This window comes from Pontixanthobacter luteolus, assembly GCF_947494915.1.
Lineage (GTDB): Bacteria > Pseudomonadota > Alphaproteobacteria > Sphingomonadales > Sphingomonadaceae > Pontixanthobacter > Pontixanthobacter luteolus.
Genome location: NZ_CANLWR010000001.1, coordinates 716,003 through 730,731, shown reverse-complemented (window position 1 = coordinate 730,731; position 14,729 = coordinate 716,003). Strand labels below are relative to the sequence as shown.

The 14,729-nt window shown below is 58.1% G+C and carries 16 protein-coding genes; 5 read left to right on the top strand and 11 right to left on the bottom strand.

Annotation, left to right across the window (positions count from 1 at the left end; all coding sequences use genetic code 11):
• Nucleotides 1–2 precede the first annotated feature (2 nt).
• Both moaB and PO778_RS03520 read left to right on the top strand, forming a co-directional pair.
• Complete coding sequence (moaB, locus tag PO778_RS03525) at nucleotides 3–530, top strand: molybdenum cofactor biosynthesis protein B (protein ID WP_271438623.1); 528 nt, start codon at nucleotides 3–5, stop codon at nucleotides 528–530.
• 2 nt (nucleotides 531–532) lie between these two features.
• On the top strand, nucleotides 533–1,102 hold the full coding sequence (locus PO778_RS03520; protein ID WP_271438622.1) for a DUF4304 domain-containing protein: 570 nt from the start codon (nucleotides 533–535) through the stop codon (nucleotides 1,100–1,102).
• Nucleotides 1,103–1,254: 152 nt separating this feature from the next.
• On the opposite strand, the gene PO778_RS03515 is transcribed toward PO778_RS03520, so the two are convergent.
• Nucleotides 1,255–2,040: a hypothetical protein gene (locus tag PO778_RS03515; protein ID WP_271438621.1), complete on the bottom strand. Its 786-nt coding sequence runs from the start codon at nucleotides 2,038–2,040 to the stop codon at nucleotides 1,255–1,257.
• Nucleotides 2,041–2,314: 274 nt separating this feature from the next.
• Here PO778_RS03515 and PO778_RS03510 point away from each other — a divergent pair, with 274 nt between their 5' ends.
• The gene (locus PO778_RS03510; protein WP_271438620.1) at nucleotides 2,315–2,992 is read left to right on the top strand and encodes a hypothetical protein; all 678 of its coding nucleotides are present in this window, start codon (nucleotides 2,315–2,317) and stop codon (nucleotides 2,990–2,992) included.
• Between the two features lie 139 nt (nucleotides 2,993–3,131).
• A complete protein-coding gene (locus tag PO778_RS03505) occupies nucleotides 3,132–4,214 on the top strand; it encodes a PA0069 family radical SAM protein (RefSeq protein ID WP_271438619.1) in 1,083 nt (360 codons plus the stop codon).
• Nucleotides 4,215–4,253: 39 nt separating this feature from the next.
• Here the strand turns inward: PO778_RS03505 and PO778_RS03500 are convergent, their stop codons facing one another.
• From PO778_RS03500 to PO778_RS03490, 3 genes are read right to left on the bottom strand one after another with little or no spacing between them, the layout of a single operon-like run.
• Nucleotides 4,254–4,685 carry a DUF1330 domain-containing protein gene (locus PO778_RS03500; protein ID WP_271438618.1) on the bottom strand — a complete coding sequence of 144 codons (432 nt, stop codon included), beginning with the start codon at nucleotides 4,683–4,685 and terminating at the stop codon, nucleotides 4,254–4,256.
• 11 nt (nucleotides 4,686–4,696) lie between these two features.
• A complete protein-coding gene (locus PO778_RS03495; RefSeq protein ID WP_271438617.1) occupies nucleotides 4,697–5,242 on the bottom strand; it encodes a pseudouridine synthase in 546 nt (181 codons plus the stop codon).
• 3 nt (nucleotides 5,243–5,245) lie between these two features.
• Entirely contained in the window at nucleotides 5,246–6,847 is a 1,602-nt protein-coding gene (locus PO778_RS03490) for a long-chain fatty acid--CoA ligase (RefSeq protein WP_202391643.1), read from the bottom strand.
• A gap of 75 nt (nucleotides 6,848–6,922) precedes the next feature.
• On the opposite strand from PO778_RS03490, the gene PO778_RS03485 reads away from it, so the two are divergent.
• On the top strand, nucleotides 6,923–7,282 hold the full coding sequence (locus PO778_RS03485) for a hypothetical protein (RefSeq protein ID WP_160729700.1): 360 nt from the start codon (nucleotides 6,923–6,925) through the stop codon (nucleotides 7,280–7,282).
• On the opposite strand, the gene dnaE is transcribed toward PO778_RS03485, so the two are convergent.
• The 7 genes from dnaE to PO778_RS03450 all read right to left on the bottom strand — a co-directional run bounded on the left by dnaE (nucleotide 7,259) and on the right by PO778_RS03450 (nucleotide 14,565).
• Nucleotides 7,259–10,732 (bottom strand): DNA polymerase III subunit alpha, encoded by a 3,474-nt coding sequence (gene dnaE / locus PO778_RS03480; RefSeq protein ID WP_271438616.1) that lies wholly within the window; start codon nucleotides 10,730–10,732, stop codon nucleotides 7,259–7,261. The two genes, PO778_RS03485 and dnaE, sit on opposite strands and share 24 nt — an antisense overlap.
• Nucleotides 10,733–10,840: 108 nt before the next feature.
• Nucleotides 10,841–11,176 (bottom strand): hypothetical protein, encoded by a 336-nt coding sequence (locus PO778_RS03475; protein ID WP_160729698.1) that lies wholly within the window; start codon nucleotides 11,174–11,176, stop codon nucleotides 10,841–10,843.
• Nucleotides 11,177–11,224: 48 nt separating this feature from the next.
• Nucleotides 11,225–11,704, bottom strand: coding sequence for a glutathione peroxidase (locus PO778_RS03470; RefSeq protein ID WP_160729697.1), 480 nt, complete (start codon nucleotides 11,702–11,704; stop codon nucleotides 11,225–11,227).
• On the bottom strand, nucleotides 11,701–12,240 hold the full coding sequence (locus PO778_RS03465) for a hypothetical protein (protein ID WP_271438615.1): 540 nt from the start codon (nucleotides 12,238–12,240) through the stop codon (nucleotides 11,701–11,703). The genes PO778_RS03470 and PO778_RS03465 overlap by 4 nt, the downstream gene beginning before the upstream one ends.
• 91 nt (nucleotides 12,241–12,331) lie before the next feature.
• Nucleotides 12,332–12,607, bottom strand: a complete 276-nt coding sequence (locus PO778_RS03460; protein ID WP_160729695.1) for a hypothetical protein — start codon at nucleotides 12,605–12,607, stop codon at nucleotides 12,332–12,334.
• Nucleotides 12,608–12,656: 49 nt separating this feature from the next.
• Nucleotides 12,657–13,331 (bottom strand): ABC transporter ATP-binding protein, encoded by a 675-nt coding sequence (locus PO778_RS03455; protein ID WP_160729694.1) that lies wholly within the window; start codon nucleotides 13,329–13,331, stop codon nucleotides 12,657–12,659.
• The gene (locus PO778_RS03450; RefSeq protein WP_271439332.1) at nucleotides 13,324–14,565 is read right to left on the bottom strand and encodes a lipoprotein-releasing ABC transporter permease subunit; all 1,242 of its coding nucleotides are present in this window, start codon (nucleotides 14,563–14,565) and stop codon (nucleotides 13,324–13,326) included. Before PO778_RS03450 ends, PO778_RS03455 begins: the two co-directional genes overlap by 8 nt.
• Nucleotides 14,566–14,729: the final 164 nt, after the last annotated feature.

The following is a 14,729-nucleotide window of genomic DNA, read 5'->3' as shown; positions in this document are numbered from 1 at the left end:
CGATGGCGGTCGACGAAAGCCTGGTTTTCAAACCCGTCAATATCGCGCTGCTGACGGTGTCCGACACGCGCACCGAAGCCGATGACACTTCGGGTGATATTCTTGCACAGCGGATAGCAGACGCAGGCCATAATCTGGCCCAGCGCACTATCGTCAAAGACGATGCCGATACGCTGGTTCGCGCAATCGAAAACTGGATCGATGATCCGGCAATCGATGCAATCGTGACCACTGGCGGCACCGGCCTGACCGGGCGCGATGTCACGCCTGAGGCACTGCAGCGCATTGGCGGCAAGGATATTCCCGGGTTCGGTGAGCTGTTCCGCTGGCTGAGCTTCACGACAATCGGCACCAGCACCATTCAAAGCCGGGCCTGCGCCGTCGTGGCGCGCGGGACCTATGTCTTTGCCCTGCCCGGATCCAACGGCGCAGTAAAAGACGGCTGGGACGGCATTTTGCAAGAGCAGCTCGACAGCCGCAACCGCCCCTGCAATTTTGTCGACCTGATGCCCCGCCTTCAAGAGGTCTGACCATGGCTAAGCGCCCTTCCAACAAATTTGTGCGCAAGGCCATTCGCGAGATTATCGAACCCGAACTGGCGAAATACGGATTTGAAGGGAAATACCCGGAATTCAAACGCATCACCGATACGGAAATCCATTTCTTCGATATTCAGACGGCTAAATATGGCGGAAGCTTCGGCTACACGGTCGGCTGGTGCAGGAACGGTCCGCTCACTCACTGGGACGAGCAGCGGATACCGACCGAAGAAATCCAGATGCTGCACCTGCCGTTCGACAACCGCGCATCCGTCAGCCGGATGATCGATATGTGGCGGTTGAATGGCGAAAAATTCAGGGCCACTCTTGGCGGGTTCGATTATACCCTGATCATAGAGGATGAAGCTGCCTGCCGCGAACTGGTGCGCGAGGCAGCAGAAACCCTTCCCCAAGCCATGACCTGGCTCGACACCCGTGAACCGCAGGATGCAATCTCAGCCGTCGGCCACCATCCGCCGCTGGCGCAATCGCGCGAACTCACTCTAGAAATATCGCGCAACAAGGAAGAAAATCGCCTTCGCTCCATCGGGCTGCTCGATTGACCGGAATTTTCCGGGCCGTCGGTTCAATTGTCATGCTCCACGTTTGTTCGCGTGACAGAACAGGAGAGGAATCGGGTCGGAGCTAGAGGCGCCAATCCGCGCTCGTCCCGGCCCGCGTCGGCCTCGCATCGCAGATCAAAGCGATAGGTAGGTCAGGAATTCAGCAAATCGCTCAAGCGTTCGCGCAGTTGTATCAGCATCGTTTCCCGCTTTTTGTTAGCAATCAGGACATTGCCGCTGCGTGCCATATTGTCGAAAAGATCGTTCAGGAACGGCTGGCTTCGTCGCATTGCCCTGGCGTCACAGCTTTGGTTCCATCTATAATCGTTCGCGCTCAGCAGCTCGAAACGGCCCGACGCCCCCTGTTCATTGCCGATTGCGGTGACCCCTACACGGACAAGTTCTGGATAGCGGCTGTAGAGACGAAACAACTCATTGGTCCGCTCTTCATGGGTCCCGCGCTCGCGATCACGAAACTGTATATAGGCGCGCAGTAATTGCTTCAGATCGCTGTTCTGCAGCCGGTCAAACCGGCCAGTCGACAGTAACTCATCCAGGATAGGAAGCTCGTCGAGAGGCTTGCGATAAACATGAGATGACAGGATCGCCAGACACTCGCCCTGCGTCAACGCTCGTTCCGGCTCGGCTGAAAACAACATGGGCTGCGCGCTCACCAAATCGTCAGCATGTGATTGCAAGCCAGCACCTTCGGCCCGAACAGCTTCGAGCAGATTGTCGGTCTCTTCGTGCAAGCGTTCTATGATGGCTCTTTCATCTTCGCGTGCGAGCCGCTTCTCATTCCAGTTGGCTGCCTGGAGGCCAAGAAACACACCAACAATGACTATGAAAAACTCAATGCCAGCCTCGAACCAGTCTTGCTCACGCAGGCTCTGGCCCAACCGCCGTAACACCATGTTATGCGCCTGCTTCTTTGGCATATGCCGTTTATGGATGAATTAAGGCATCAGGCAAAGATAAATGTGGCTCATGCAAGCAGCGTCCGCTTTCCGCAAATCTGGCGACGTATGCCCTTGTGCCGCCGCCGGCTAGAATACCGACCGCTTGTACTGCTGTCGCGCCAAAAGCAGACATTCGGCTAACGACCCGATTGCGGACGTTCTTGTCTAGGGGAACCGGCAACAATGGTTTAAGAATTGCGCCATCTCCAGCATCGTGCGAACACAAACATCGAACCCCGTTTGAGGTGACCAAATGCGCTTTGCTCGTTTACTCCGGCGTTACAATCAAGTCGCACTAGCGATTGTCTTGACTTGGGTGGTCGTGGCAGCAGCGGTAATTTCATTTTATACTTGGAGAGATGTTCAAGAATTCGATGACTACAGAGAATGGGAGACCCCAACCGAAGAGTCTCTCGTAAGGGGCGAGGAGGTTGAAACATCGGAAGGAGCCATAACCGTTTACAAATCCGACGTTCCCGACGACCCAGATGCCGTTCGTGATGTGCGCTATGTTTCGATGAATACAGGAAATGTAGTGCGAATTGCTGATGATCCAACCGCCCTAGTCTATCAAGAGAAGGCTATCGGTGAAATTGGCCGGGTCGCGTTGATCAAGACTGGAATGCGTGGTGAAAGACCAGTCTTCGATTTCGTGTTCGTAAGTTTTCCCGACCTCAATCGATCCACAATCGCTCGTGGCATTGATGCCCTCGACACAACGCAGCCGCTCGACGACAACAACTTTAGCGCCATTATCTGGGAAGAACTTGAGATGGCGCGTTTCATCATTGTTGATGCGAGAACGGGAAAGATTGAGACGAGCCGCTCTTTAGAAACTAAGAAATCTAGGAGTGGACCGACCGGGGCGGCAGATTCAGCAGGAGCTGCGGTCGATGACGCCGCTGGGTCTGTGCCTGAAAATTCATTTTAACTGGGGACGAACCTAACGTCCGCTTCCCACCCATCACTGGCCAATCGCTGATTTTGAGCAAATGCCTGAGAGCGGACATTCGACCGCGCTTTGACTGATCCAGATCGACAACCCGCTTTGTTCTCTGTATGTTCCAGTCATGGAATACACCAAAGGCAGAGGTGCGCAATCGGCGCTCGTCCCGCACCGGTTCGGTCTGGCACAGCGCGAAACGGACGGTGACTGGCGCGACGCGGTGGAGACGCTCGACGGGCCGCCGGAAAAGCTGCGCACCACCGTGACCGAGGAATTTCCCAAGACGATCCTCAGCTTCAATAGTTCGCCCGACATTCCGTTTGACCGGTCGATCAACGCCTATCGCGGCTGCGAGCACGGCTGCGTGTATTGCTTTGCCCGCCCTACCCACGCCTATCACGACCTGTCGCCGGGTCTGGATTTCGAAACCAAACTGTTTGCCAAACCCGATGCGGCCAGGCTGCTAAGGGAAACTTTGGCAAAGCCCAGATACAAGCCGCAATGGATCGCGATGGGGACTAACACCGATCCCTACCAACCGATTGAAAATAGGTACCGGATCACACGGGAGGTGCTGGAAATCTGCCTCGACGCGCGGCATCCGGTGACGATCACGACCAAAAGCGACCGAGTGTTGCGCGATCTGGACATTCTGGCCGAAATGGCGCGGCACAAGCTGGTGGCAGTGTCGATTTCCGTGACCTCTCTTGACCCGAAACTGTCCGGCCTGCTGGAACCGCGCGCGGCGGCCCCTACGAAACGGCTGGCGGCACTCGGCACGCTTGAACAGGCCGGCGTGCCGACCCATTGTTCGGTCAGCCCGGTGATCCCGGCGATCACCGACGAATTCATGGAAAGCATCCTCGAACGCGCCGGTTCGCTGGGTGTCCAGTCGGCAAGCTGGATACCCCTGCGTCTTCCGCACGAGGTGGCTCCGCTGTTCCGCGAATGGCTCAGTGTGCATTACCCCGACCGCGCGGGCAAAGTGATGAGCATCGTCCGCTCGATCCGCTCCAAGAACGGCGCAGGCCGCGATAACGATCCCGAATTCTTTACCCGGATGAAACCCAGCGGCGTATGGGCTGACCTGCTACGCACCCGCTTTCGCATTGCCTGCAAGAAGGCTGGCATCAGCGGCGCCAAACTGGAACTGGACTGCTCCGCTTTCAGACGGCCGGAAACCGGCGGACAGATGCGGTTGCTTTGAGGGTTGCGGTTACGCGTTACTGCGAAGCGACTTCACTCGTCACCCGAACCCCTCACCCGCTGTGCCTGGTTTGAAGCGGATCAGGCGGCTGTCAATGAGTGCCGCCGTGCGGTTTGCTACCGCCAGCTGATATTCCGGGTCCTTGATCATTTCGAAGAAGGCGGCGCTGTTGGGGTAGCGCGCAACAAATCCGTCGTGCCATTCACGGCTTTCAGGGCCTGTCACCATCGCCTGAAATGTGCCCCGCCAGACGATGCTGCCGCCGACCCGGCGAAATATCGGACCGCTGGTCTTGCCATATTCCTCATAAGCACGGCGGCCCGACCAGCCTTTCCCCGCATGTTCGTGACCTTCAGGATATTCCGCCTTTTCGCGAAACAGGAGCAGGTTGAGCATTTCGATCGGCTCATCCCGCGCCAGCTCCTTAAATGCCTGAAAGCCGGTTTTGGTGGGGTCGATGTAATGTGCCATGTCGGGTCTCCTCAAACCTGCAATTCACGCCATTCGCCGGGGGCGAGACCCTCGACGGTCCATTCGCGAACGCTCCAACGGACAAGACGCAGCGTAGGCAATCCTGCAGCCGCTGTCATCCGCCGGACCTGGCGGTTCCTGCCTTCCGAGATGGTCAGCGATATCCAGCTGTCGGGGACATTCTTGCGCACCCGGATTGGCGGGTCGCGGTCCCACAGAATTGGCGGATCAATCCGCTCCACCTTTGCCGGCTTTGTCATCCCGTCTTTCAGCATGACCCCGCTTCGCAGAGCCGCAAGAGCCGCCTCGTCAGGCTCCCCCTCCACCTGCGCGAGATAGGTTTTTTCCACCCGGTATCGCGGCTCTGCGATACGTGCCTGCAGCCGCCCGTCATCAGTCAGCAGCAGCAACCCTTCGCTATCCTTGTCCAGCCGGCCAGCAGGATACACGTCCGGCACATCGACCAGATGCGCCAGCGTGTCATCCACGCCATCCTTGCCGCCGGTGAACTGCGAAAGCACACCGAACGGCTTGTTCAACAGGATTAGCTTGCTCACGCGTCAAGCGTCGGCCAGTTTGTAATCGCTGAAGCGGTCACGCAGGTCTTTCTTGCTGATCTTGCCGGTTGCGGTGTGCGGGATATCGTCCACGAATTCGATCGCATCGGGCATCCACCATTTGGCGATCTGACCCTCCAGATGCCCGAGGATGTCGTCGGCCGAAACGTCAGAGCCGCTATTGCGGACCACGAACAGCACTGGCCGTTCATCCCATTTCGGATGCGGCATACCGATACAAGCCGCCTCGGCAACGTCGGGATGGCCAACGGCGGCGTTTTCAAGCTCGACCGAGCTGATCCATTCACCGCCCGACTTGATCACGTCCTTGGTGCGGTCGGTCAGTTGCAGCGTTCCGTCCGGATGGATGATGCCCACATCGCCTGTGTCGAACCAGCCCTCAGGGCTCGCCGCGTCTTCTTCCGCCTTATAATAGCGCTTTACAACCCACGGGCCGCGAATTTGCAGCGCACCAGAAGTCTTCCCGTCGCGCGGCAATTCGGTGGTCGTGTCGTCCAGATCCACCGTACGCAGTTCCACGCCGAAAATCGGGCGGCCCTGCATCGCGGTCTTGTCGACCTTCTCGTCGAAAGTCAGCTGGTCCCAATCATGCGTCGGGCCGCCAACCGTTCCGATTGGGCTGGTCTCGGTCATCCCCCATGCATGCTGCACGCGGGTGCCGTTCTTCATCAGCCGTTCGATCATGAAGCGCGGACAGGCAGAACCGCCAATCGTGGCCGCTTTCAGTTTCGGCAGATCGATCCCCTGCGCATCGCAATACTGGAAATGGGCCAGCCACACGGTCGGCACACCGGCGCTGTCGGTCACCCCTTCGCGTTCCATCAATTCATGCAGCACAGCCGGATCGTTTACGGCAGAGAACACGAATTTGATCCCTGCCATTGCGCCGGCATAGGGCAGACCCCAGCTGGCCGCGTGGAACATCGGCACGACCGGCAGCATCACCGAAGATGCGCTGAAATTGAAGGTCGAGGGTTGCAGGCCTGCGAGTGCGTGAAGGGTTGTCGAGCGGTGTTCATACTGCACACCCTTGGGGTTGCCGGTTGTCCCGCTGGTGTAACAGATCATGCACGGGTCGCGTTCATCACCCATGACCCACTGGAAATCGCCGTCCTGCTCTGCGATCCAGTCTTCAAAAGCCGGGGCATGTTCACCTGAATCAAAGCAGATGTAATGTTCGACGGTGGTCCAGCGATCCTTCATCCGGTCGACGATGGGCTGGAACGCAGCATCGTAGATCAGCACTTTATCTTCGGCGTGATTGACGATGTATTCCAGCTGGTCGTCGAACAAACGCGGATTGACCGTGTGCAGCACGCCGCCCATTCCGGCGACGCCGTACCAGCTGACCAGGTGGCGCGAATGGTTCATCGCCATGCTGGCGACCTTGTCACCTTTTTGCAGGCCGAGCGCTTGCAGCGCCTGCGCCATCTTCAACGCATCGGTGCGGACAGCGGACCAGTTCGTTCGCGTCTCGCTGCCATCTGCCCAACGCGACACGATTTCGCGGTCCCCTGCCTCACGCGCAGCGTGATCGATCACGTGTGTGATCCGCATGGTCCAGTCCTGCATGGCTCCCAACATAAGCATCCTCTCCAAATATGTTTGTGCCTTCATGCCCGCGCTTGCCAGTCAAGGCAATCGGTCTAAAGCCGCTCAATGGAATTGATAAACGAGTTGAAAATCTGGCTGGTCGACTGGACCGGCCTCGCCAAGGATGCGCTGCACATTTATGTTGCGGTGGGCGTGTTCCTGGCTGGTTGCGCACTCTTTGGCTGGAAAGCATGGCAATTGCGCCCGCTCTTGCTGGTCTTGGCCGTGGCTATCGCGGGCGAATTTGCCGACATCGCATACAACCTGACATACGAAGGCTATGCGTTTCTCCGCAGCAGCGTTCACGACATCTGGAACACGATGCTGGTGCCCTGCATCATTTTCCTGTTTGCGAAATTTTCCGTGGTTTTTGCGCGGCCAGCGCCCGGCATGACAGAAAAATCAGGCGACCAGCCGGAGGTGTGAGGCACCGCGCCGCGTCGTCAGTTCGACCTGATCGATCCCTTCGATCAGCGCCACGCGTTCAGCCAGTTCACCGTCCAGTGCATAATCACGCCCCAAACGCATGAGCGGTTCATTCTCGGTGCCGGTTTTCAGCCTGATCAGCACTTCGCCGTGGCCCGGCGTCCCCGCTGTCAGTTCCAGTTTCAGGTCATGTAGCGCCGAGGCATCAAGCAGGTCGAGCCGCAGCAACATGCGCGACCCGCCCTTGATTTCTTCCAGAGGACGTCCGCCGCGCACGGTTACCCGTGGCGGTTCATCGGGGCTCGGCGAATCGAGTTCCACGTTCAGCAGAATGCAGGTGCTTTCCGCGGCCCATTTCTGGAAATTCTCAACCAGCGATTCTTCGAAACAGGCGGCGCTGAACTGCCCGGTGGAATCGGAAAAATCAGCGCGGATAAAATCCTTGCCGCGGCGCGTTTTGCCCTTGTTCACGCTTTCCACCATCGCAGCCATCACCGCCTGCTGGCGTCCGCCCGGCGGCGCGCCCGATTCCATCAGGCTTTGAAAGGTGCGTGCGCCGTTTGCAGAGGCAATGGTCCAGTATTGCTGCACTGGATGGGCGCTGAAATAGAACCCGAAATTTTCGCGTTCGCGCGCCATGCGCTCAGGGCGTGACCATTCAGGCGCATCTTTTAGCCGCAGCGTATCGGAAGATGCGTCTTCACCGGCGAAAAGCCCTCCCTGTCCGCTCTCGCGTTCGCGCGTTGCTGCCTCGGCGGTGGCGAGCAACAACTCGACATTTTCGAACAGCATACCCCGGTTCGGCTCCAGCCGGTCGAGCGCGCCGGCGCAGATCAGACCTTCTAACTGCCGCCGGTTCATCGAGCCGGTCGGTAGGCGTTCAAACAGGTCTTTCAGATTGTCGAACCAGCCATTCGCACTGCGTTCCGCAACGATGGACTCCATCGCTTTTTCACCGACATTGCGAATCCCTGCGAGGGCATAGCGCACAGCGTAACCGTCATCTGTGCGTTCAACCGTAAATTCAGCGACGGAGCGGTTCATGTCCGGCGGTGCGACTTCGATCCCGTGCCTGCGGGCATCGTCAACAAACAGGGCCAGTTTTTCCGACTGGTGCATGTCGAAGCACATCGATGCGGCGTAGAATTCCTCGGGATAATGCGCCTTCAGCCACGCTGTCTGGTAAGCGAGCAAGGCGTAAGCCGCAGCATGTGATTTGTTGAAACCGTAGCCTGCAAACTTGTCGATCAAGTCGAACAGTTCGTTGGCCTTGGCTTTCTCGATACCGGACACTTCCTTGCACCCGTCGACGAAGCGCACGCGTTGGGCGTCCATTTCCGCCTGGACCTTCTTGCCCATTGCACGGCGCAAAAGGTCTGCATCACCAAGCGAGTATCCGGCCAGGATCTGCGCGGCCTGCATGACCTGTTCCTGATACACGAAGATGCCATATGTTTCCGCCAGAATGCCTTCGAGCTTTTCGTGCGGGTATTCGATCGGGACATCGCCAGCCTTGCGTTTGCCGAACAGCGGGATGTTATCCATCGGACCCGGGCGGTACAGCGAGACGAGCGCAATAATGTCTTCGAACTTGGTCGGTTTCACCGCGGTCAGCGTTCGCCGCATCCCTTCGGATTCCAGCTGGAACACGCCGACCGTATTACCCGCCTTAAGTAAGTCGAAAACCGCCGGATCATCCCAGGCCAGCAAGCCCAGATCGACCTCGATCCCGCGTTTCTCGAGCAGGTCTGTCGCCTTGCGCAGAACCGAAAGCGTTTTCAGACCGAGAAAGTCGAATTTCACCAGGCCACTGCTTTCGACATGCTTCATGTCGAACTGCGTTACCGGCATATCTGATCGCGGATCGCGGTATAGCGGCACCAGCTGCGCAAGCGGGCGGTCGCCAATCACGACCCCTGCCGCGTGGGTCGAACTGTTGCGCGGGAAACCTTCCAGCTGCATCGCCAGATCGACCAGCCGCTTCACTTCGTTGTCATTGTCGTATTCGCGCTTGAAATCAGCAGCGCCGTTCAGCGCACGCGGCAAGGTCCACGGATCGGTCGGATGGTTCGGCACCATCTTGCACAGACGGTCCACCTGTCCGTAGCTCATCTGCAAAATCCGCCCGCAATCGCGCAGCACGGCGCGCGCCTTCAGCTTACCGAAGGTGATGATCTGCGCGACATGATCCTGGCCGTATTTGTTCTGCACATAACGGATCACTTCGCCGCGCCGCGTTTCGCAAAAATCGATATCGAAGTCGGGCATGGAAACGCGTTCCGGGTTGAGGAAACGTTCGAACAGCAGCCCCAGCCTTATCGGGTCGAGATCGGTGATGGTCAGCACCCACGCGACCAGCGAACCCGCACCGGAACCACGACCCGGCCCCACCGGAATTCCATTATCCTTGGCCCATTTGATAAAGTCGGCAACGATCAGGAAATATCCGGGAAAACCCATCTTGACGATGATGTCGACTTCGAATTCCAGCCGGTCTTCATAAACCTTGCGTTCTTCGGCCGACATTTCCCCATAGGGTTCAAGCCGCATTTCGAGACCCTTGCGCGCGTCTTCCGCCAGCTTCGCAGCCTCCCCCTCCAGATCGCCTGCAAGGCTGGGCAAAATCGGATCTCGATTGGGCGGCGCATAGGCGCAGCGGCGGGCAATCGTCAGCGTATTGGCGGTCGCCTCAGGAAGGTCTGCGAACAGCTCCTCCATCATCTTCGCCGATTTGACAAATGCCTCGCGGTTGGATCGCGGCCGCTCCTCCGCATCGATCTGCGTGGACGCGGCGATGCATAGCATGGCGTCATGCGCAGAAAAGACATGCGGTTCAGCGAAGAATGCAGGGTTGGTCGCCACCAGCGGAAGATCGCGCTGATAGGCAAGCTCTATCAGGGCATCTTCAGCCGCATCCTGCACCGGGTTATTCTTCCGCGCGAGTTCGACATAAAGATGGTCCGGAAATAGCTTTTGCAGCCGGTCGAGCATCGCCTCGCCATGTTCCTGCTGCCCCTCGCCCAGCAAACGTGAGACCGCACCCTCGGCTGCACCGGTGAGCGCAATCAGACCGCCAGTGTGCCCTTCAATATCGCTCAGGCGGACGTGTGGTTCATGCTCGAGCGGGCGATCCAGGTGAGCCTTGCTGACCAGATGGCAAAGGTTGTCATAACCCGTCTCATCCTGCGCAAACAGCGGCAGGTAATCGACCTGCTTGCCTTCCGCGTCGCGGGCGACGCCCAGCAGCGTTCCGATGATGGGCTGGATACCTTCATCGAAGCACGCCTTGGCAAACATGACTGCGCCGTACAGCCCGTTGCGGTCGCAAATTGCGATTGCGGGAAACCCTCGTTCCTTAGCCAGTTTCGCAATCTGCTTCGGATCGATCGCCGCCTCCAGCATGGAGTAGGACGATAAAATCCGCAGGGGAACGAAGGGAGCAAATGGCATCCCTGCAAAGTAAGATTTTATGCGCGATTCGGAAGGGCCGGCAGCCCCGTTTTCTCCACAGAGTTTTACCCGTGTGCAGCCACCGGGATGCGGGCAGCCAGAATTCGGTCAGCCAGCCTCGGATTTTGCAGCAGCGATTTTCTTGCGCGTGTCGCGGATCGTCGACCACGCGCCGTACACCACCAGCGCGGCAAGGAATATCCATACCCATACGGGGATATTGCGCCCTGCAATCGCCAGATAGAGATATGCAGACACGAAACAGAAGCCCGCGCATAGCGTGGGAACGACGGTTGAGCGATGCGCCTTTGCGCGGCGGATCAGCCACGCAATCGAAAGGAGGAAGAACGGAATCGCGCCAACGTAGATCGCGCCGAAAATATACGGATTCACGCCGTATTCGGCGCCAAGAGAAAGAAACCACTGATTGATAGCGACGAGCATGAGCCCTCCTGCAATTTGCCCGGTAATACGGGCCAGCCGATTGAAAGGTTACAGGAGCTTGGCGATATCCTTATCGATTTTTGCCGGCGCGTCTTGCGGCGCATAACGGCGGACGACATTGCCCTCGCGGTCGATCAGGAACTTCGTGAAATTCCATTTGATGGTCTTGCTGCCCATTAACCCGGGCGCTTCCGATTTCATCCAGTCGAATAGCGGACTGGCTTTGTCACCGTTAACCTCGACCTTTTGCATCAGAGGGAAAGTTACTCCGAAATTGACCTTGCAAAACTGGTCGATTTCCTCGGCATTGCCCGGTTCCTGACCGCCGAACTGGTTGCACGGGAACCCGAGCACTTCGAAACCCTGATCAGCGTATTTCTTGTGGAGTTCCTCAAGCCCGTCATACTGAGGGGTGAACCCGCATTTGCTTGCGGTGTTGACCACGAGCAGAACCTTGCCCTGCTTGTCGGAAAGGTCGAGGTCGCTGCCGTCGGACTTCTTGACCTGAAAATCGCCAATTTTTGTCATTCGGATATTTCCTGTCCGCCCCGCTGTCGGGGCCTGTAAATAAAGTCGAAACTGGCCGACCAGGTCAGCCCGTGATCGGTCGATCCTTCACCAAACTGCCGCACGCTGCCGTCGTCATTGGCAGTATATGTCATGCGGATCAATTGATGCGGCGTTTGCGGGCTTGGCCAGTTTCCTGTCAGCACCATCTTGCCGCCGGTAACACCGCCAGTGAATTCAACAGCGCCGCCGCCCGAACCGACCCATTTCTGATGCCATTGTCCGGACGCCGGATCGTAGTGGTTCAGGCTCGATCCTGTGCGCCCGTTGGCTGGCATCCAGTTTTCTATCACGGCGCAGCCATTATGCGTGCGCTCTATTCGGCTTTGCCCGACCATGCTGTCAGAGCCGGTCGGATAGACATCCCAGGTTCCGACCCAGAAATCGAACCCGCCATGTTCCTCGCTGGCGCAGGGCGGCGGCGGAGATGGCGGGTTTGTATTCGTAGCGGGCGGCGCTGACTGCAGCAGAACGGCGGTGAGTATCGATGTAATCATGGCATTCCCCTCCTGCCCCTCTCAGTCCACGACCTAGCGGAACGGGCAAGCGGGAAACTACCAACGCTTGAACTGCGCCGACAGGCTGCGGTCAGGCGGGAAAGTCATCCCGCTTTGACAGCCCTTCAATCTCGCCGGCACTGAATTCACGGTCGCCTGCCTTTTCGATCACGTATTTTTCACGATCTTCCGCCGGCATGGCCATCACTTGCGAGATCAATTCTGCAAACGTCCCGCTACGCAGGCGCTTCATGCTGTCGAGCACACCGTCACCGTCATCTTTAAGGTGCAAAGATGCGCGGTCGTCCCAGTCGATTTTGCCGACGTTTTCAGGGTCGGCGCGGTAAGTGGATGGATGGTCTGTCATGGAAATACTCCTTCATCAGACCAACGAACAAAACCCTGTTCAGGTCCGGCTATTCCAATTTTCCGTCGTGCAGGCGCAAAACGCGGTCCATTCGGCCAGCAAGCCGCTCGTTATGCGTGGCGACAATTGCTGCACTGCCCTGCCCGCGAACCAGCGCGAGAAATTCATCGAACACCTTGTCGGCGGTCGCTTCGTCCAGATTGCCAGTGGGTTCATCTGCCAGCACCAGCTGCGGGCTGTTGGCCAGCGCGCGCGCAACCGCGACACGCTGCTGTTCCCCGCCTGATAGCTGGCTGGGCCGGTGGTCGAGCCGGTGGCCAAGACCCAGTGCGGTCAGCAATTCGCGTGCCCGCGTCTCGCATTCCGCCTGAGGTTTGCCGAGGACCAGCTGCGGCAGGATTACGTTCTCCTCCGCGCTGAAATCGGGCAGCAAGTGATGGAACTGGTAAACGAAGCCCAGATGATTGCGGCGAACTTCTGTCCGGCCATCTGACGGCAGAGCGCTGGCATCGATACCCGCAATTTCGATCTTGCCGCCAAAACCGCCTTCGAGCAGCCCGACTGCCTGCAGCATTGTCGACTTGCCTGATCCAGACGGGCCGAGCAGCGCAACGATCTCGCCCGGCTCAATGGTCAGATCGACCCCGCGCAGAACATCGATCCGCACACCGCCCTGTTCAAAGGACCGTGTCAGGCCGGTAAGTTTCACGACCGAGTTACTCATAACGAAGCACCTGTACGGGATCAGTGCCGGATGCCTTCAGCGCCGGATACAGCGTCGCGAGGAAACTTAGGCCCATTGCCAGCAGGCAGATCCCGATCACTTCGGCGGGATCGACCCGCGCGGGCAATTCGGTGAGGAACCTGACAGATGGGTCCCACAGTGTGGCGCCGGTCATCGCCTGTATGCCGCCCGAAATACCCTGCCTGAAATACAGGATCAAAAAGCCAAGGGCCAGGCCGCTAAGCGTGCCGAATGCCCCGATAACCGTGCCGGTCGTGACAAATATCTTCAGGATATTGCGGCGCGTCGCGCCCATGGTTCGCAGGATCGCGATATCGCGTGTCTTGGCGCGCACCAGCATGACGAGCGAGGAAAGGATATTGAACGCCGCCACCACGACAATCATCGACAGCGCGAAGAACATTGCGACCCGTTCCACCTCAAGCGCTTCGAAAATGCTTGAATTGATTGTACGCCAGTCATTGATGACCGCCCGTCCCTGCAGCCTCGGCTCCAGCGGGGCAAGAATACGCCCAACATCCTCCGCATCCGTGGTTTCGACTTCGATCAGACCGATGGAATCGCCGGTCAGCAGCAATGTCTGCGCATCCTTGATCGGCATGATCACGAATACCTGATCGAAATCGTAAACCCCGGTTTCGATCAACGCAGCAACTTCATAACCGACCTGGCGGGGCACTGTCCCGAACGGGGTTGCCCTACCCTGCGGATTGAGCACAGTCACCGTATCACCAATTCGCGCGCCCAAATTCATTGCGAGGCGCGAACCGATCGCGACCTTGCCGGATTCGGGTGTAATTGCCGACAGATTGCCCTGCACCAGATTTTCACCCAGCTTCGCGATATCCTGCTGCGTATTGCCGCGCACATTCACCGCTTCCACCCGACCGTTGAATGTCATCAGCAGAGGCTGCTCGATCAGCGGGGATGCACTGACAACGCCGGGCGTATCGCGAACCTCTTCCAGGATTTCTTCCCAGTCCTGCAGCCGCCCGCCGTAGGCCTGGATGATCGCATGGCCGTTCAGGCTGACAAAACGGTCGAGCAATTCGCCTCTGAAACCGTTCATCACGCTCATCACCACAACCAGCAATGCGACGCTGAGCATGACCACGCCCACGCTGATACCGGCGACGAGGGCAATAAAGCCTTCCCCTTTGCCCGGCATCATATAGCGCCGCGTGATAGTCCATTCGAATGGTGAGAGGAGCAAGGTGCTGAGCTTTTCCCGTTGATCGTTGCGCGGATGTTTAGGGTGGCTTTCCTGTCGCTGCAATGAAATCCCTTCATTAAACCGGGACTTCACAGGTTCAGGTCAACAGAGCCGGTGTATTCGGGCCTTGTAATCAGCCCGTAACATCGCCATTGAGCGCCCCG